18 protein-coding genes are annotated in these 18,419 nt (G+C 36.8%); 3 read left to right on the top strand and 15 right to left on the bottom strand.

Annotation, left to right across the window (positions count from 1 at the left end; translation table 11 throughout):
- Positions 1 to 39: 39 nt before the first annotated feature.
- The 3 genes from LG296_RS07695 to prsW form a co-directional block, all read right to left on the bottom strand.
- Positions 40 to 1,329: a PepSY1/2 domain-containing protein gene (locus tag LG296_RS07695; protein ID WP_251400438.1), complete on the bottom strand. Its 1,290-nt coding sequence runs from the start codon at positions 1,327 to 1,329 to the stop codon at positions 40 to 42.
- Between the two features lie 12 nt (positions 1,330 to 1,341).
- Positions 1,342 to 2,109 carry a spore cortex-lytic enzyme gene (sleB, locus tag LG296_RS07690; RefSeq protein WP_404427978.1) on the bottom strand — a complete coding sequence of 256 codons (768 nt, stop codon included), beginning with the start codon at positions 2,107 to 2,109 and terminating at the stop codon, positions 1,342 to 1,344.
- Between the two features lie 208 nt (positions 2,110 to 2,317).
- Positions 2,318 to 2,992, bottom strand: coding sequence for a glutamic-type intramembrane protease PrsW (gene prsW, locus LG296_RS07685; protein ID WP_404427866.1), 675 nt, complete (start codon positions 2,990 to 2,992; stop codon positions 2,318 to 2,320).
- Positions 2,993 to 3,076: 84 nt separating this feature from the next.
- On the opposite strand from prsW, the gene LG296_RS07680 reads away from it, so the two are divergent.
- Complete coding sequence (locus LG296_RS07680) at positions 3,077 to 4,045, top strand: asparaginase (RefSeq protein ID WP_404427865.1); 969 nt, start codon at positions 3,077 to 3,079, stop codon at positions 4,043 to 4,045.
- 760 nt (positions 4,046 to 4,805) lie between these two features.
- Complete coding sequence (locus tag LG296_RS07675; RefSeq protein ID WP_404427864.1) at positions 4,806 to 5,027, top strand: hypothetical protein; 222 nt, start codon at positions 4,806 to 4,808, stop codon at positions 5,025 to 5,027.
- 144 nt (positions 5,028 to 5,171) lie between these two features.
- Here LG296_RS07675 and LG296_RS07670 read toward each other — a convergent pair whose 3' ends face one another.
- From LG296_RS07670 to LG296_RS07625, 10 genes are all read right to left on the bottom strand, one after another.
- Positions 5,172 to 5,279: a hypothetical protein gene (locus LG296_RS07670; RefSeq protein ID WP_404427977.1), complete on the bottom strand. Its 108-nt coding sequence runs from the start codon at positions 5,277 to 5,279 to the stop codon at positions 5,172 to 5,174.
- Between the two features lie 265 nt (positions 5,280 to 5,544).
- Entirely contained in the window at positions 5,545 to 7,383 is a 1,839-nt protein-coding gene (locus tag LG296_RS07665) for a XylR N-terminal domain-containing protein (protein ID WP_404427862.1), read from the bottom strand.
- Between the two features lie 372 nt (positions 7,384 to 7,755).
- Positions 7,756 to 9,753, bottom strand: a complete 1,998-nt coding sequence (locus LG296_RS07660) for a TRAP transporter permease (protein ID WP_404427976.1) — start codon at positions 9,751 to 9,753, stop codon at positions 7,756 to 7,758.
- A gap of 8 nt (positions 9,754 to 9,761) precedes the next feature.
- Positions 9,762 to 10,232, bottom strand: a complete 471-nt coding sequence (locus tag LG296_RS07655; protein ID WP_107935351.1) for a DUF1850 domain-containing protein — start codon at positions 10,230 to 10,232, stop codon at positions 9,762 to 9,764.
- Positions 10,219 to 11,190: a TAXI family TRAP transporter solute-binding subunit gene (locus tag LG296_RS07650; protein WP_107935350.1), complete on the bottom strand. Its 972-nt coding sequence runs from the start codon at positions 11,188 to 11,190 to the stop codon at positions 10,219 to 10,221. Before LG296_RS07650 ends, LG296_RS07655 begins: the two co-directional genes overlap by 14 nt.
- A gap of 216 nt (positions 11,191 to 11,406) precedes the next feature.
- Positions 11,407 to 12,372: a YpdA family putative bacillithiol disulfide reductase gene (locus tag LG296_RS07645; RefSeq protein ID WP_107935349.1), complete on the bottom strand. Its 966-nt coding sequence runs from the start codon at positions 12,370 to 12,372 to the stop codon at positions 11,407 to 11,409.
- 113 nt (positions 12,373 to 12,485) lie between these two features.
- Positions 12,486 to 13,265 (bottom strand): metallophosphoesterase, encoded by a 780-nt coding sequence (locus tag LG296_RS07640; RefSeq protein ID WP_404427861.1) that lies wholly within the window; start codon positions 13,263 to 13,265, stop codon positions 12,486 to 12,488.
- A 231-nt stretch (positions 13,266 to 13,496) separates the two neighbouring features.
- Positions 13,497 to 14,135: a LysM peptidoglycan-binding domain-containing protein gene (locus tag LG296_RS07635; RefSeq protein ID WP_404427859.1), complete on the bottom strand. Its 639-nt coding sequence runs from the start codon at positions 14,133 to 14,135 to the stop codon at positions 13,497 to 13,499.
- Positions 14,136 to 14,293: 158 nt separating this feature from the next.
- Positions 14,294 to 15,742 carry a RecQ family ATP-dependent DNA helicase gene (locus tag LG296_RS07630; protein ID WP_404427858.1) on the bottom strand — a complete coding sequence of 483 codons (1,449 nt, stop codon included), beginning with the start codon at positions 15,740 to 15,742 and terminating at the stop codon, positions 14,294 to 14,296.
- Positions 15,729 to 16,772 (bottom strand): helix-turn-helix domain-containing protein, encoded by a 1,044-nt coding sequence (locus LG296_RS07625; protein WP_404427857.1) that lies wholly within the window; start codon positions 16,770 to 16,772, stop codon positions 15,729 to 15,731. The genes LG296_RS07630 and LG296_RS07625 overlap by 14 nt, the downstream gene beginning before the upstream one ends.
- A gap of 105 nt (positions 16,773 to 16,877) precedes the next feature.
- Here LG296_RS07625 and LG296_RS07620 point away from each other — a divergent pair, with 105 nt between their 5' ends.
- The gene (locus tag LG296_RS07620; protein WP_107935345.1) at positions 16,878 to 17,126 is read left to right on the top strand and encodes a ferredoxin; all 249 of its coding nucleotides are present in this window, start codon (positions 16,878 to 16,880) and stop codon (positions 17,124 to 17,126) included.
- A gap of 85 nt (positions 17,127 to 17,211) precedes the next feature.
- On the opposite strand, the gene LG296_RS07615 is transcribed toward LG296_RS07620, so the two are convergent.
- A complete protein-coding gene (locus LG296_RS07615) occupies positions 17,212 to 17,883 on the bottom strand; it encodes a DUF1129 family protein (RefSeq protein WP_404427856.1) in 672 nt (223 codons plus the stop codon).
- On the bottom strand, positions 17,855 to 18,208 hold the full coding sequence (locus tag LG296_RS07610; protein ID WP_251400499.1) for a PadR family transcriptional regulator: 354 nt from the start codon (positions 18,206 to 18,208) through the stop codon (positions 17,855 to 17,857). Before LG296_RS07610 ends, LG296_RS07615 begins: the two co-directional genes overlap by 29 nt.
- Between the last annotated feature and the right edge of the window lie 211 nt (positions 18,209 to 18,419).

Here is an 18,419-nt window from a genome sequence, read left to right as displayed (position 1 = left end):
GCTCACCTAGATAAAAAAGCTATATGTGGAGGCAAGAGATTAATTCATGTACTCAACCTTTATAACATCATGATTTTCTGCATCAACAACAACTCGGAATGTTTCATTTAAATCATTATCAAAGCGTGCAATGACTTGATAACACTTTCTGAGCTGGAAAGCCTCATTTTCAGTATAGATTAACTGCTCTTCCTCAACAGTAGTACCCGGTCTGAAGAACGCTTCCCAATCAATTGGTTCTACTTTTTGGTCTTCATTGATTTCTTCTTTTTGTACATATTCCATAGCGTTTAGCCCTAATAACTCTCCGCTATCCTTAGAGATTTTTACTTGAATTCCATCTGGGTAAACAAGTGCCTTATCATCTCCAACAACTCGAGCTAAAGACAAATGCCACGCTTGATGGTTTTCACGCATTTCAACCAATTGTAAATCTTTATAACCTGCTCGATTTAATAATTCCATAACTTGATCGCGAATTTGCTGTTGAGTAATTCCTGTTTTCTCTTGAACAGGACGTTCAGATAAGAAGGATAATATATAGCCACCCTTTTCAGTGATGTCAGCATATCCAATTCGACTTCCTTTAACAAATTGGATGTGATAGAAAGGATATGGGGCATCATCCTTACTCTTTGTTACCGTGTAAGTGGCATCCTTAACACCTGGTACGAGTAATTCAAGCTTATCTATCGCCTGTTCTTTTGTAATTTCTTTATCATCTAGATTTTGAAGCTCTCTTTTCTTCAGCCAATCCGATTCACTAGCTGTTAATGGGAAATCTGTTTCACCATAGGATTTTAAATTTGCCGTAACATTTTTAAATTGAGACTCACTTGTTTCTTTTTCAGCAACAGAAGCCCATTCAGAAATGCTGGCATCATTCTGATAAAAATTCGCTGTTGCTACAGTCCATTCATCAGCTAAGGCTCGTAAATTCTGATTTACAACAGGCATGCGTTTTTGCCAAGATTCGTAGTCACCATTGTCTGCTGCATATTTTGCTTCTTCACCTATGTTCCCAACATATCGAAGCCATTCATTTGAAACTTCTCTACTTAGTGGAAGGCTACTAATAGTTGAACGAAATTCGTTACTAATACGCCAAATATTATCCAGTTCATTATTTAGTGCATTTTCATCTTGGAATAGTAAAGATTGTGAAACGGATTCCTGCAAGGTCGATAGTTTATCTGAAGCGTTTGTTAAGGAATTAGTATATTGTGCCTGAACGGTTTGTTGTAAATTCGTATTTTCTTTTCTCACTTCATAAGAATATAACCCTAGCGCTAACACGGCAATGGAAAGTAAATAGATAGCACTCTTCATATTGTCCCTCCTTTAGTAGCAGAATATATGTTCACCAATTTGCTTAATTTGCGGTCTTGACCAAATCCACTTACTCGTAGCAGTCTTTGGGTTGAAATAGTAAAGTGCATTTTCAGTTGGATCCCATCCATTCATGGCATCCAATACAGCCTCTTTTGCTCTCGCGTTAGGCGTTAACCAAATTTGCCCATCTGCTACGGCTGTAAATGCTCCAGGTTGGAAAATGATATCTGAAATCGTATTTGGGAATTCTGCCGATTCTAATCGATTTAAAATAACCGCAGCTACAGCCACTTGTCCCTCATAAGGTTCACCACGCGCTTCTCCATAAACAGCATTAGCCATTAATTGCAGATCTCGCTCAGAATATTTCACCGGAAGCTGAACATCACTACTTTCAGCTGTTCCAGCACCAGCACTTGTTTGTTGTGCCAATGGTTTCCCGCCATAATGAGTAAATCGATTTCCTTTTTCTATTTGTTCATAAACCCAATCTCTATGGTACTCACTTGCCTTTACTAGCTTATCCTTAGACTGACCTCCTGCAATACCGTCTACCCCAAGTCCATATTGTTCTTGGAAATTGCGCAGAGCCCAGTATGTTCCGTATCCAAAAACCCCATCAATTTTACCTTTATAAAACCCAACATACTGTAACCGAGCCTGTAACTCGATAACATCATCTCCAAATGCTCCGCGTTCAATTGTTTGACCCGAAAATGCTAATGGTTCATTTGGCTTTATAATTGTAAGTGTGCCAAATATTAAAATGATAGTCATAAAAATACTTCTTACCATTTATTTCACTCCTTTCTCATAGCATGTAAAAAAGATTCACTTTTATACGTTTTTACTCAGAAAAAACATATAAAGCTAAAAATGACAAAAACAAATTTTACTCAGCCAAGGCTCTATTGATTTACATAAACCCTATTTTTCCACACTAAAAAAGCCTCCATTTTCATAATAGGAATGAAAATAGAAGCTTTTAAATTTTATTTTGTTCAAACAAATGCTGTACGAGGTGTTGATGGGCTAATTTGACCTTTTTCAAAGCAAACCACCATAAGAACAACATAAACGGTGCTATTAAATAAACCCAATACCCTTGGAATGTTAAGATGGAATTGTAAGTGATATGTAATGACAAGGGTGCGAAGAAAGAAAGAACTAAGTATTCGATTTGCTTATCATTTTGCGCAAATTTACTTTTCCCATAATAATATCCCATAACAACGCCAAATAAGGCATGACTAGAAACCGGTAAAATTGCTCTGACAAATGCTGTATCAATCCCAAATGTAAGTAAATAAAGTACATTTTCGATTGTAGCAAAGCCGAGTGAAACACTGGCACCGTACAAAATCCCGTCATAAGGATCATCAAATTCAATATGCCTGAAAATAAGCGTAAAGATGACAAGCCATTTAAAAAATTCTTCTAACCCACTGGAAAATAATACATCTGCAAAAAATGGATTTGTAATGGCTTCCTCCTCTTTTACAACATACTGAATAAACATAATAGGAAAAGTGATTAATGTCCCAAAGAAGAAGGCCTGTAATAACGTTTTTCTCGGCTCTGTTGCCATTTGATTTCGTAAATAAAAATAGCTTAACAAAGCCAATCCGGGAGCTACGGCTGCGGATAACAATATTAACATGAGCTACACTCCTTCCATAAAACTTCATTAATGTTATTATAACATTAGTAGCAATAGAAAAGATGGTTAAGTGAGGTTTTTCCCATGAAGAAAAATATTTTATTAATTCATACTGGTGGTACAATTTCCATGAAAATGAATGAAACTGGAGCGGTACTTCCAAACGAAAAAAATCCCCTTTTAGGTGTGAGTGAACAACTAGACAAATATGCTAGCATTGTTGAAATGGAAGCATTTAATTATCCGTCTCCTCATATCACAACTAAGGAAATGCTCTATTTACGTAATGTATTAGTGCAATATGAAAAGGATCATTCTGTTGATGGTGTAGTTATTACTCATGGAACAGATACATTAGAAGAAACAGCCTATTTCTTAGATTTAACAACACAATTTGATTTTCCAATTGTGTTAACCGGTGCAATGAGATCCTCTAATGAGCTTGGGGCAGACGGTGTTTATAACTTAGTTGAAGCAGTTCGAGTGGCATGTAGTGATGAGGCAAGAGACAAAGGCGTTCTTGTGGTCATGAACGATGAAATCCATCAGGCATTCAACATTACCAAAACATCGACTTCGAGTGTCAATACATTCCAAAGTCCACAATACGGACCCATTGGATTAGTAACAAAGAAAATGGTCCATATTCACCAAGCGCCAGTGAATCGCCGCTATGTGGAGGTCAACTCCATCGAAAAACGCGTAGCACTTTTAAAAGTATATGCGGGAATGGAAAGAGACTTGCTGGAAGCCATATTAACTTTAGGCTATGACGGTGTTGTGCTAGAGGGCTTAGGTCAAGGAAACGTACCACCTGATGTTGCCGGGGGAATCCAAAAATTATTGGATGCTAATATCCCAGTTATTTTAGTATCCCGCTGCTTTAACGGAATTGCAGAAGGTATTTACGGCTATGAAGGCGGAGGAAAAAGCCTTGAAAGCATGGGCGTAATCTTTGCAAACGGCATCAACGGCCAAAAAGCCCGCTTAAAGCTATTAATCGGCCTAAACCAAGAAAACACGCCGATTGACTTAAAGGAATATTTTAATTAAATAGCTTTAGTGAATAAAGGTTCTTCGTCTTTTGATGGAGAACTTTTTTTGCTGGGCTGGTGGGGTGCATGAGATCGCTTGTCAGTTACCGGTTTTGGGGATTCAGTTGCTTTTGGGGTAATGAGTTGTCTTGTCTCTTCCCGTTCTTGAGGATTCAGTTGCTTTTGGGGAACTGAGACGTAATGTCTCTTCCTGTTTTGGATGATTCTGCTGCTTTTGGGGAACTGAGACAACTTGTCTCTTCCTGTTTTGGATGATTCTGCTGCTTTTGGGGAACTGAGACCACTTGTCTCTTCCCGCACTTAAGTATCCCGCTTCTTTTGGGGCACTGACACCGATTCTCGCTTCCCGCACTTAAGTATCCCGCTTCTTTTGGGGCGCTGACACCGATTCTCGCTTCCCGCACTTAAGTATTCCGCTTCTTTTGGGGCACTGACACCGATTCTCGCTTCCCGCACTTAAGTATCCCGCTGCTTTTGGGGCGCTGACACCGATTGTCTCTTCCCGTTCTTGAGGATTTCGCTGCTTTTGGGGAACTGACACTGCTTCTCTCTTCCCGTTCTTAATGATTCCGCTGCTTTTGGGGCACTGACACTGCTTGTCTCTCCCGCACTTGATGATTCCGCTTCTTTTGGGGCGCTGACACCGATTCTCGCTCCCACTTTCAGTAATGCTCCATCTTTTGCAGCAAAGAGATTTATCATATCTTTGGTTTTATTTTACAAATCATTTTGTTACCCTTAAATAAGGGGGGATTGGCATGAAATTAACTAGAATATTACTTCCAATATTAGTTGTAGCTCTATCGCTATACAGTATAATTACAATGAACTATAGATTTAGTTCCGTTGGGCAGTTATTACTGGGCATATTTTTCTTTATTACGGGCTACGACGATATCAAAAATAAGAAAACTGGCTGGGGCGGTTATTTTATCGGAGGAGGACTATTGATCATCATTATGAGCATAATTTCCTTATAAAGCTGAAAAGCAGCTACCCCACATTGTGAGTAGCTACTTCAAATACTGTTATGATTTTAATGTTGACTCCGGCTGAGTTAAAGCGTGTTTTGCTGCGTTTTCTCCGGCAATTTTGCCGAAAACCGAGCCCGCCATCAAGCCAGCTCACCCGGGGTAATTTTTGTAGAATAAACCTCCCACTACTTCACCTGCAGCGTAAAGACCTTGAAATCCTTCGTATAATATACTTTGCACTTGTGCGTTTTCGTTGATTTTGACCCCACCTTAAGTAAAGGTAATTCCACATGTGACCGCTTAATACAAATTTATAGATTTTTGTTAGGAAATGTAAGGTGAAAAACCCTTCAAGAATGAAGTCGTTTTTCGATAAATTTTATTGGTTTTTAAATTTACCGTGAAAGCGTTTCACCTAAAGTGCAGTAATAAAAAAGGGCATTTTATCTGGCAAAAGCTCACCCGATAAAATACCCTTATTTTCAATAATTTTTTACACATTCTTATAACTAACGCACTTTCGCTACGATACATCAATATCTCCTAAAATCTTAAGTGCATCTAGCATTAATAATAATTCATAAGCAGCAATAGGATTTCGCAATTCCTTATTTAATAGCTTTTCAATCTTTGAGATTCGGTACATCAAACCACTCATTGATAAAGAAAGATCGCTAATGGATTGCTGTAAATTCCCGCCATTCATCAAAAACACATACATCGTTTTTAATAATTCGTCTCTCTTCACTTCTTTTAACTGTAATATTGGCTGTAATTCCTTTTGTGCTTTACGACGAATTGTAGACATATTTTTAGAATTAATAAGTGTCCCAATAATATTTGCATTTTCAAAGAATACAATCTGATCCTGATTGTTAATGCGTAGCACAATTTGCGATTCTTCTAAGCTCTCTGTAATATTGTCGATAGAATCACTTTCATTACTTATCCCAATACGGAAATTGACTAGTCTAAACTGATTATTTAAGTGACTCAGGATATTTTCTAGCTTAAAATTCAGCTCATTTACTTTCGGTAACAGCATGACAATTTGGCTTTCAAATTGAGTTATTAAAATTTGATAGCTTTGCATATCAAGATACCTTGTAATCGACTGAATTACCTGGTCATGAAATTCGATATTACTTGTATCACGATGGTCAGAAGAAAATTGTAAAGAAGCAATATAGTATTGTTCTTTTAAATCTATCCCCATATAATATCCACGATAAATAATATTCGACTTTGAAGAATATTGCTTTAGCAGTAATTGTTCTAAAAAGTAGCCCTTGATATTTTCTACACCTTTAATGCTTGCCTTTTCAGTTAAAAAATAAATTGCAGCTGAACTGGCAGCTCGTTGTAAAAACATTAGGTCCTTTTCAAGCTTGATAGATTTATCGGTATAAATAAAGGTCATATAGCCAATCGTTTGATTTTGCACAACAATTGGTGTAACTAAACGATTATGCAATTTCCCGCGGATGATAAAGGTTTTATCGTAGGCTGCGGATTGGATTTTCCCACTTCTTGTCCTCGAAATATAGCTTAAAAAATCTGCGTTTAAAGTGTCATAGGTTTCCTGCTCAATCCCTACATAAAGCCTTGCCTGAAAATTCAAATCCTCAATTGTAACCGGAATATCCAGTGTTTGTGATACTGTATTGATAACCTCTTCAATAGAATGACCCTCTGATAATTTTGTTGTCAAAGTATCATGGAAGGTAGAAACCTTTTCTATATAATTCTTTTGGTCAAGTAATTGTTCATAGGTATAATTCAATTCATCGATGAAGCTGCTTTCCTTATATAACTGTATTTCTTCAAGCATCTCGGGATCATCGTGCCACTCTTCCTCTAATCTCATTTCGTAGCAGCACTCATCATGCCCCATCGCACGACATTTAACTTCTTTTAGAAAAACTTTTCTCTTTGTAATCATTGAGGTAAAGCCGCTACCAAGTCCTGCTAGCGTATGGCAAACCGGATAATTAGAGAGCCCATGGTTTTTGAGATGCTCTTTTACTTCAAAGGAGTCAATCCATTTTCCAGTTGCAAAAATATAAACAACTTCTCCGTTTTCATCTGTCTCTAGGGTTCTTTCGGAAACCATCTTAGAAATTTGTCCTGTTTGTAGGTGTAGTAGACCGCCCTTACTTAGCATTTCCTCTAGTCCTGCTGGATTGCGTAAAACTTCTTTAGCATTAGCAACACCTAGATTCCAGCCATATCTTAATAGAAACGCTTTGGCTCTCTTCATCCCTAAATTACTTATTAGCTCTTTTCTCAATAATCCAAAGGTTGCGGAGGTCGTTGATATTATTTTGTCTTCATATTGATTAAATGTCTCTGAATGTACCATAGAATCCCCCTAATCTATACAAACCTTATGAAATATATATATTAACCTTAACGACATAATATGATAATTTACGAGAAAAAACCAGTTGTTTTAGAGAAATAATTACATTTTACAAAATATCTTCCTTGAAAATGACGAGACAACCTTCGAATAGGTTGCCTCTACGATTAAATCTCTTATCCAATCTCCATGCTCCCCCAGCAAGCTCTTTAAAATTTCCAAAACAATCTGTCTACTGAAGCTACATTTAATTATCGAGGAAAATATTCAACTTTACAGAAAAATCTCTATCCTCTATCAGCCATGTTTCTTTCCAAACAAAAAACCGTAAATAAAATCGAAACGAATCGACTTTACTTACAGCTTAAGAAACTATAAAGCTACTCTTTTTTTATTTTGAAAATAGTTCAGAGCAAAGATAGCTAAAACAAGAACTGTCCCTGCAATATCTGTAATTGGCTCTGGTATTAGCATCATTAATGAGCCAATTGCCAACACAATCCGAGTAATCATATTCATATGAGTTGAAAAATATCCTTCAATTGCTGCACCAATTCCGATAACACCAACAATGGATGTAAACGCAACTACAGCAATATCAAGTGGTGCTGCCATTGGTATATCAACTGCATTTAAAGGTAGACCTGTTGGATCGATTAATAATAATGCTGGTTCATAAACAAACAGATACGGTACGATAAACCCAGCAAGAGCTAATCTAAGTGATATAAAGCCAGTTTTCATCGGACTTCCACCAGAAAGACCTGCTCCAGCGAAGGATGCAAGTGCTACTGGCGGTGTAATGTTCGCAAAAATACCAAAGTAGAATACAAACATATGAGCAATTAAAATTGGAATACCAAATTCAGCTAAAGCTGGTGCTGCCATCGTAGCAGTAATAATATAAGCCGGAATCGATGGAAGACCCATTCCTAAAATGATAGATGCAATCATCGTTAAGAACAATGTTAAGAAAAGACTTCCTGCTCCAATTTCCATAATGGCAGAGGTTAAAGTTGAACCAAAGCTTGTTAGGTTAACAACACCAATTACAATTCCTACTACACCACAGGCAATAATTGTGGATAAAGATTGTCTCGCTCCATCCTCTAAAGCAAATATAATATCTTTTAGAGACATACGAGTTGATTTTCTTAAAGCTGCAACTATAACTGTTAATATAATTGTATAAAACGCAGAATAAGCAACTGGTACTCCTGAGCCAAGTAGCACTACTAGACCAATCAGCGGTAAGATTAAATGCCCGCCCTCTTTCATTACTTCCTTGACACGTGGAAGATCTGGCTTTGGAATTCCACTTAAATTACTTCGGCCAGCACGGAAATGGACCTGCATAATAACACCCATGAAATATAATAGCGCAGGTAAAATCGCCGCAAGAGCAATCGTTCCATAAGAAATCCCCGTCGTTTCTGCCATTATGAAGGCACTCGCACCCATAACTGGCGGTAAAATTTGTCCACCAATTGAAGCACTTGCTTCTACAGCACCGGCAAAGTTCTTCTCATAGCCAATTTTTTTCATAAGAGGAATTGTGAAAGCCCCTGTACCAACAACGTTAGCAACAGCTGAACCATTAATACTTCCCATAAATGCACTTGAAATAACAGCTACTTTTGCAGGACCACCTTGTTTATGTCCTGCCAATGCTAAAGCTAAATCATTGAAAAATTGCCCCATTCCAGATTTCGATAGAAAGGCACCAAATAAAATAAATAAGAATATAAATTGAACAGAAGCCCCTATTGCAGTAGAGAATAATCCTTCTGTTTTTAAGAATAATTGACCGAAGATGTCTCCAAGGTCAAATTGACGCGTCATCAGCATTCTTGGTAGCCACTCAGCATGACTGAAGAATGGATAAGATAAAAAAATTAGAGCTAAAATCGGTAATATAATTCCTGTAACCCGACGTGCAGTTTCTAATACTAAAAGTACCGTTAGAATAGCCATTACGATATCGGTTGTATTGGCAATACCACCACGTGTTGTCATAATGTCATTATATTCAACAAACAGATAACCACAGGAAACGATACTTAACGCAAACAAAATCCAATCATAAAATGGAATTTTCGAGCGATCCTGCTTTTTAAATGTGGGATAGATTAAATAAACTAATGCCATCCCAAATAATAAGTGAACTGCACGCTGCTGCAATGTAGGTAGTGGATGGAATGTTGTATACAAATGAAAAGCTGAAAATAAAATTGCTAGAATCGAAATAATCCACACAAGTGACTTGTTCTTTGGTTTTCTCACTTGGGAATCACTATCATATTTTTCTAAGACTTCTTGTACATTCACTGCATTTGCTTCTTCGATAATAGGTGTATCTTTTTCTTTAATTTGCAAGATTAGAAGCCTCCTTTAGCTAATTTCCAGATAGGCAGTTTTTCTATAAATATATGTACCATAGAGTAATCGTCCGTATACTTATACAACGGTATTTCTTGCTCATCTACAATAATTGTAGTTTTCACATTCGATGAAACAGTTAAATTTAATTCTTTAAAGAGCTGGTTAATTTGCATTTTCACAAAACCATCCTCAATGGAGACATCTTTTGATTGGCTTGGAACACCTGCACCAAATGTTTTAAAATGAGTTTCAGTTAGGAGCATTTGCTCACCGTTTTGTTGATAGGTTTCTATCCATTCCTCCTTCTCGACAGAATGGATCCAAGATAAATCAAAGTGATTACTTTTTAGATAGTAGGTCTTATCTTCAAATTCAAATGCAAAAACAGGAACCCTTATAAAAAAGAAGTTGAGGAGTATAAGTAACCCTATACTCCAAAACCACCATTTTTTCTTACTTTTGCTCATCGAAGTATTTCTTAGCTCCTGGGTGAAGTGGTGCAATTACACTTTCCTGCGCCCCTTCTAACGTAATTTCTTTGGCTGCCTGATGGGAATTTTCTAGTTTGTCTAAGTTATCAAAAATTGTTTTTGTTAGATTGTAGACATCCTCTTCACTCATATCCGTTCTTACAACTAAAGCATTTGGAACTGCTGCAGTCATAATCGGCTCTGCGTTTCCATACGTATTTGCTGGAATTTCATAAGAGATGAAGTATGGGAATTCTTTTGCAATTTCCTCAACATTACTTGCTTCTACTGAAACTAGTTCAATTCCAAGTGTTTCAGATAATTCCAATACCGAGGCATTTGGAAGTCCGCTTGTTAAGAATGCTGCATCAATTGTACCTGCTGATAGGCCACTTGCTGCTTCAGCGTATCCAAGGTAGTCCACTTGAATGTCATCATAAGTAATTCCATGACCTTCTAAAAGCTGGCGCGCATTTACCTCAACTCCAGAGTTTTGGTCCCCTACTGCTACACGTTTTCCTTTTAAATCTTCAATCGTTTTAATGCCTGAGCCTTCTTTAGTAATAATTTGAACAACGTTTGGATATAGCGTTGCAACTTGTGAAATGTTGTCTACAGGCTCAGTGAACGAAACCTCTCCTGCTAATGCTTGAGATAATGCATCACTCATTACGAAAGCCATTTCTATTTTCCCTTGGGATAATAAGTTAATATTTTCAACTGATGCTCCAGTAGTTTGCGTTCTAGAGTTAACATCGAATTCAGATGTATATGTATCTGCAAGTGTTGTACCTAAAATGTTATAAGGACCACTTGCCCCCCCAGTACCAATCGTTACGATGTTTGTGTCTAAGCCTTCCCCTGATTTTTCTGTTGAATTACCTGCATCATCTGAGCTACAGCCCGCTAAAAATGCTGCTAAAGCTAAAGATGAAAGTAGAGTAATTTTCTTCATAATATAACCCCCTATTATAGTTATCTCTTGTTACATCCACTAGATTTTTACTACCAGGAAAAACCAAAGATGCAACTTTATTCATTATATAAAATTTTCAGAAATATAAAAATGCTTTTGTAATTATTTTAAATTTTCTGATTTCTTTAGCTGCACTTTTTTAATGAAAAAAGCAGTTCAGATTCTATTTTTCTGAACTGCTTAAGATGAAATTTCTTATTTTTTTGAACTAATATGATTTGCTATAAATCCGCCATGGAATCTGCCATTTTCAATAAAAATCTCATTGGCATTATTACCTGCTGCTAAAACACCAGCTATAAAGAGATTTTCTATATTCGTTTCCATTGTTTCTGGATTATACTGCGGTCTTCCTGTTTCGTCATCAATGGTTACACCCATCGCTCGCACAAACTGATGGTCAGGATGATAGCCTGTCATCGCAAAAACAAAATCATTTGGTATGACCTTTTCTTCCCCATCCACCGATAAAACTACTTCATTTTCACGAATTTCTTTTACAATTGTATTAAAATGCATTGTAATCTCTTCATTTCGTACAAGAGCAGCAAATTCAGGTAAAATCCATGGTTTAACCGATGGAGAATAGTCACTACCACGGTAGGCCACAGTAATACGAGCCTTTGCTTTATGTAATTCCAAAGCCGCGTCCACGCTTGAGTTTTTACCACCGATAACTAATACATCCGTATCAAAGAAGGGATGTGCTTCTTTAAAATAATGATGGACCTTTGGTAAATCCTCACCAGGAATATCCATATAGTTTGGTTGATCGTAATAACCAGTTGCCAATACCACATAATGGGTTTCATATACCTCTTTATCCGTTGTAACTGTAAAATTTCCATTTGACTCTTTGACTACAGAGTTTACCTTCTCAAATCGGTTCACTTGAACATTCTTCATTTTGACAACTTCACGATAATACACAAGCGCTTGATTTCTACGTGGTTTACGTTCTTCTATTAGAAATGGAACATCTCCAATGGCTAAATTTTCACTTGAACTAAAGAAGGTTTGATGTGTTGGATAGTTATAAATCGCATTAACTATATTCCCCTTCTCAATAACAATTGGCTTCAAACCGATATTTGCTAGTTCAATCGCAGCTGATAATCCACAGGGACCTCCCCCTACTATAATCGCATCAACATTTTGCATTCTTTACATCTCCTTTAGAAAATTCCACTTTTCATTTACAACAAAAAGTGCTTCATTTTCTTAACTGCTCCCAAATTTTATGAGCAGTTTAAAAACCTATTCTTAGTATACTGCTATTTTTTATTTGATTTCGCATTTCTTTTAAAATGTAGATTGACAACATGACATTGCGGCTTTGCTCCAAGCCTTAGAGGAAGCATGGTAGTTCCATAGCCATTACTGATGAGTGTAGCGACTGCTTCTCGCATCGAAAATGACCCAAGAGGATGTATCCCATACGGCCCAAAACGAATTTGACCACCATGTAAATGACCGCCCATCATTAGATCAGTATGGTATTTGCTACGAACCGTTGGAAAAACCTCTGGATTATGGGAGATAAAAACAACATTATCACCCTTTCGACAGCTTTCAAATGCCCATTCATAATGGACATTACTTGAGGAAGTATCATCAATAGCACTTAGCCAGCAACGATTGCTTAACGTAGGAAGTAAAACAGCATCATTCTCTATGATAGTTACGTTGGTTTCTTTAAAAATTTCACGTAATCTAGTCTCACCAACCTCGCGATCATTATTTCCCCAGACAAAATAAACAGGTCCTAATTTTTGCAGTACCTGAACATTGTCATAAATCCGCTCAATTGGAGTCCTCTTATCACAAAAATCACCACCAATAATGACTGCATCCATTTTGGCATTTATATTTTCAATCATACCTTCATTTATTTTTCTTAAATGGACGTCTGAAATGAAAAATAAAGTCGCTTGCTCCCTTTCCCCATCCAAGGGGACATCATGGTAAAGGACATTATTTTCCGAAGCCTGCTTGAGCATAAAAAGGAAAAATATAAGGACAAGAATAATTACCACGACGAACAGCTCAAACATGTTAACTCACCCTTTCTCAAGGAATTACTTAATACTTAAATGAATCCTAGTATTTTTATCTCTAGGACTGCATTAATAAAACACGGAATATTTCTACACAATATTTTACCATATTCCTTACATAAAACGTCTTACAGGGATCTTCACCCTGCATTTCAATAAGAAAAAAAAGACTATAGGAACGGTTTACACCTTCCAATAGTCTACTCTAGAATTTATTTTTTGCTCATGCTACGGAATGATCAGGGTTTGTCCAACAGAAATGCTGTTTGAAGATAAATTATTTGCTTCTATAATTTTATCAACACCACTTGCATCATCATAATACTTTAATGCGATTCGGAATAAGTTCTCGTTCGCTTGCACTGTGTGCGTTTTACTACTAGCTACTTGTTCTTGCTGCTTTTGCTGTTCTTGCTGCTTTGCAAGCTTTTCTTCTTCAAGTCTTGCTTGCTCTGCTTTTTTTGCAGCTTCAATTTCAGCTTGCTTTGCTTCTTCGTCTTGACTATCTGTGCTTACTTTGTTGACTTCTGTAGGTTCACTATCAATTTCTTCTATTTTAGGTTCTACCTTTTGTTTACCGCTAGAAGAGACCGTATTATTCGTTTGTACCTCTACTAAAGAACCATTCTCTGCCATCTCTGCTGTTTCAATAACCTCAGGATGATAGAAGAAAGATACGTAGATTAATAACGAAAAAGGAATACCTAGTAGTACAAATAATAGAATATTTAATAACGGATTTTTTCTGTTTTTCTTTTTCTTTTTACCTACTTGACGTGAGCGTGACATTCTAGAGCTTTGCTGTTCTTCTAATTCAATTGATTGACGATGCTCTTCAATTTTCTCTCTGTAATCTTCATTACTCATGAGTACCACCTCCAACACTATCTTTCTCTAATTATGACGAAATTTCTCTAAAAAGTAAATGATAGTGTTGGAAATTTTAAGAGATTTATGTCGATAATTTAATAAATCCTGCAGAATATGGAAAACTAGGACAATCGCTATAGAATTATTTTTAAAAGTTATGAGGATCCTATCAGCAGCTGCTCAATTCTTCTTTTCCAGTTTAGTTCTATAGAAGGTGCATCTATTATTTCACGCACTCGTATGATATTTTCATACTGTAGACCACAGCACTGGCAACAATCTTCTGGTCTATTTTCTAAGGTTTGACCAAAATAATGGACCAGTTGTTCTCTCATGCACGTATTTGTTTCGATTAAATCCATCACTTCTTCAACAGCTCTCATCTTCTCATATTTCATGGAGGATAATCGCTGCTTTACCTCAGCTGGCTGAAGCTGATTCATCCAATAATCCAATACACGAAAAGCCGTTTCCGAAATTTCACCATTATGAATCATCGAGGTAGGTAGCTCGTTTCTGCCCCTGTAGCTTATATAGCTATCAACATGTGCATCCACTGGGTAATCATCAATACCAACAAATTTCGCAAGTTCCTCGTCACCCTCTGCATACAGCAAAATCGCAAGGGAATCCTTGCCATCTCTTCCTGCACGACCAATTTCCTGCATGTAATTGGCCATATTAGAAGGAAGTGATTCATGGATTACCTGCCGTACATTTTGCTTATGAACACCCATCCCAAAAGCATTCGTCGCTACAATCCAATCAAGAGATCCATCTATAAACTGCTGCTGAATAAATTGTCTATCTAACGGATCCATTCCACCATGGTATGCTGCAGTTGTAACGCCAGACTGAAGTAATCGTTGGCTGAGGCTTTCTGTTTTTGATCGAGACTGTGTGTAAATAATGCCAGGTCCTGCTGTTTTTGTTACGTGATCAAGTATCCACTCAATTTTGTCTTCTCTTCCTTGAAACAGCATTTTACCCAAGTGAATATTCGGTCGATCAACAGAGTGAATAAATTTATATGGGCTGTTCATATTCAAATAGACTTCGATATCCCCAAGTACCTTTTGTGTCGCCGTTGCAGATAATGCCATGATTGGTGGTCGATTTGGTTTTCCAAGTACCTGGCCAATACGCAAATAATCGGGTCTAAAATCAAAGCCCCATTGGGAAATACAATGGGCTTCATCGACTACAATTAAAGAAAGCTCCATTGAATTCAACTTTTGCTGAACCTGCTCCTGTAGAAGCATTTCAGGAGAAATAAATATAAAGCGATAGTTATGTAAGTTTTGAATGGTCGCTCTTTTTTGCATTGGATTTAAAAAAGAATTAAGTGCAACAACACGCTTCTCTTTAAATTGCTTCATTTGATCTACTTGGTCCTGCATCAACGATAGAAGCGGCGAAACAATGAGCACCGGCTTATCAAAGATATATCCTGGGAGCTGATAACAAAGAGATTTCCCCATACCAGTTGGAAGTAAGGCAATGACATCTTGTCCATCAAGCACCTTTTCAATTACTTCCCTTTGCCCTGGACGAAAAGTCGAATAACCGAAATATTTATTTAAGATATCCTCAAGCTTCAACACGTTCACCTCTTGCTAGTACAAGTCTCAGTTGAAAATAGGAAAGCTGTGGAACGACCTCATGTAATATCTTTAGCTTTCGAGTATTATAATCCTCAACTGCTGCTAAAACAGCTTGTACATCCTCATTTGAAACGAATTGTTCAACGTCAAACCGTGGGTCGTTCATAGCCAATTCCACCATATGATCTTCAATCGTACTCATTTTCAAGCCACGCTTCCTGCTAATCTGCTCCATTGAATGGCCGTTATAAAAGAGTTCTGCAGTTTGAAATGCCGATCCAGTTAAAGGATTTTTAACTCGAATATTTTCCACCATTTGAAGCAATAACGGAAATTCCTCATCTCGTAGAAAAATCTCATTTAACCAACTATGTAATGAAGCGATATAAATTAATTGCAAATCCATTTCCTTCAGATTTACTTCAAAGCTAATTTGTTGCCATGTGAAGCCTGCAGCATTATAGCCTGACAGTCGGTAAATAAGTATATTCTTTGCACGATCTTCTAAAGCTATGTGCTCTAGACTATTAAGAATTTCCTTTAATAATTTTTGCTGTAATTGCCCATCCTGATAATGATTTGTTTTTAAAAACATTCTCACCCATTGCTGAATCTGCTCATCCTTTTGATACGGAATAAAGGACATTTCACCTGCTAAATGATGAGATAATGACTGAACAACGAGTGATAATCGAGCAAAAAAGACATGTTCATTTCCTCGGTAATGCCAGCCATCAAATACAAGCTTTTGCGGTTTTTTTAAATGCTCATAGGCTTTTTCAGTTAACTCGTAAAACCCGTCCTCTTTAACAAGGATGAATTGCTCATTTACAAAAGCTGACAATTCCTCATCATACTTTTTTCTTGATAATTTTGGCAAAATCCCAAAATAGCTATGTAATTGGTAAATCCCAACATCCTGCACAGTTTGACCTGATCGTTTCCCTCTGAGAAGATGAAACGGTGCTGAGATGGTGCGTTCTTGATTAAATTTGTGGAATATTTGTAAAAGAATTTGTTGGAATAACAAAATCAACCCTCCATTTCGAACTATTAGGTTGAAAAGTAATTTAAACAGATTTAGAATAGAAAAGAAGCTTTAATTGGAAGCGCACGTGAAAAAGGAGAGAAAAACATGCCAAAATTTACAATTGTAGATAAAGATACATGTATTGCTTGTGGCGCTTGTGGTGCTGCAGCCCCAGATATTTATGATTATGATGATGAAGGTATTGCCTTCGTTATTATTGATGATAACATGGGTACAGCCGAAGTACCAGAAGATTTACTAGAAGACATGCAGGATGCATTTGAAGGCTGCCCAACTGATTCTATTAAAGTAGCAGATGAATCATTCGAAGGCGACGCTTTAAAATATGAATAATTAAAAGAGGTTGGCACTTGCCCAACCTCTTTTTTTTGAAAGTAATTAATAGTGTTAAAGAATCCTCGAAACCTTCAGCAGAGTTTTACTTCGATTCTCTTGATTTCTTAAATAAATACGCGGCAAGTAAAAAGAAACAGCCTAAACCGAATGGTAATATATAGGAAACTGTAAAGCTTGGTCCAAACGGCTCTAACATCACATTTGCGCCAATCCCCCCGATGAAAAATAAAACGAATAGTATTACAAGGAGCCAGTTAATCTCGTTTTTCTTGCTTTTATCCTTGAAGGCAGTGCTTTTAAGAAATCCAAATACAAAGAACATTAAAGTAGTAATACTACCGATTAATAAAAAACCTGAAAGTAGAAGCGTACCTAAGTAAACCGTTTGCTCTTCTTGGCTAATTAAAGGAGGGATTCCTGTAATTACTAAGTACCAGCCGAATAGCATAAACCCTATTTCGAGTATGAAATCTAGGTTTGATTTTAATGACTCCTTTGGCAATGTTTCGATAATTTCTTCTGCTAGTTCTTTTGGCGTTTTACCGAAAACATCCTCAGCACTCTTCCCTTCTCTTTGTGCCTCAAGTAAATGATCCAACATTTCTAGTAAAACTTCTTCTGTTGCCCGTTCACTTTTTAATGCATTTGTCCGAATATACACAAGCAGATTCTGGTAATACTCACTATTTTCTGAGGTTAAATTTTTACGTTTTTCATTATTATGTTCAATCAGTTCTTTGACCGTTAATTGCATCCTCATCACCTCTTAATATTTTTGTAATTGGGGAGCTCAGTAAATCCCATTCATTCCGGATTAAATCCAAGTTTTCCTTCCCCTCCTTTGTCAGAGAGTAATACTTTCTATTGGGTCCACTATCAGATGGTCGCATTGTCCCAATAATCCATTCGCTCTTTTGTAAACGTAATAAAACCGGGTAAATCGTTCCCTCACTTATATCTTTCAAGCCATATTGCTGTAATTTCTGGGATAATTCATATCCATAGATTTCTTCTTTTTCAATAATAGCCAACACACATCCATCTAAAATTCCCTTTAATAGCTGGCTTCGAATAGACAAACTGCTCACCTCACTATTTTTAAATTGTCTATTAAGCTCAATATGTAATTGTGGAGCTATCTTGTAATATCAACTAGCTACCTTCAGTATATTGTAATGCATAATAGCAGTCAACTACTTTGCATTGCAAGTTACTATTCTCTTATTGATTTTCTTGGAATGAAATGTTAATATTTAAATTAGTAGTTGGTACTAATAACTGATGTAAATT

Source organism: Ureibacillus chungkukjangi, from assembly GCF_044795995.1.
GTDB classification, from domain to species: domain Bacteria; phylum Bacillota; class Bacilli; order Bacillales_A; family Planococcaceae; genus Ureibacillus; species Ureibacillus chungkukjangi.
Note: the sequence above shows the minus strand (reverse complement) of the source record. Positions and strands in the feature narration are given on the sequence as shown.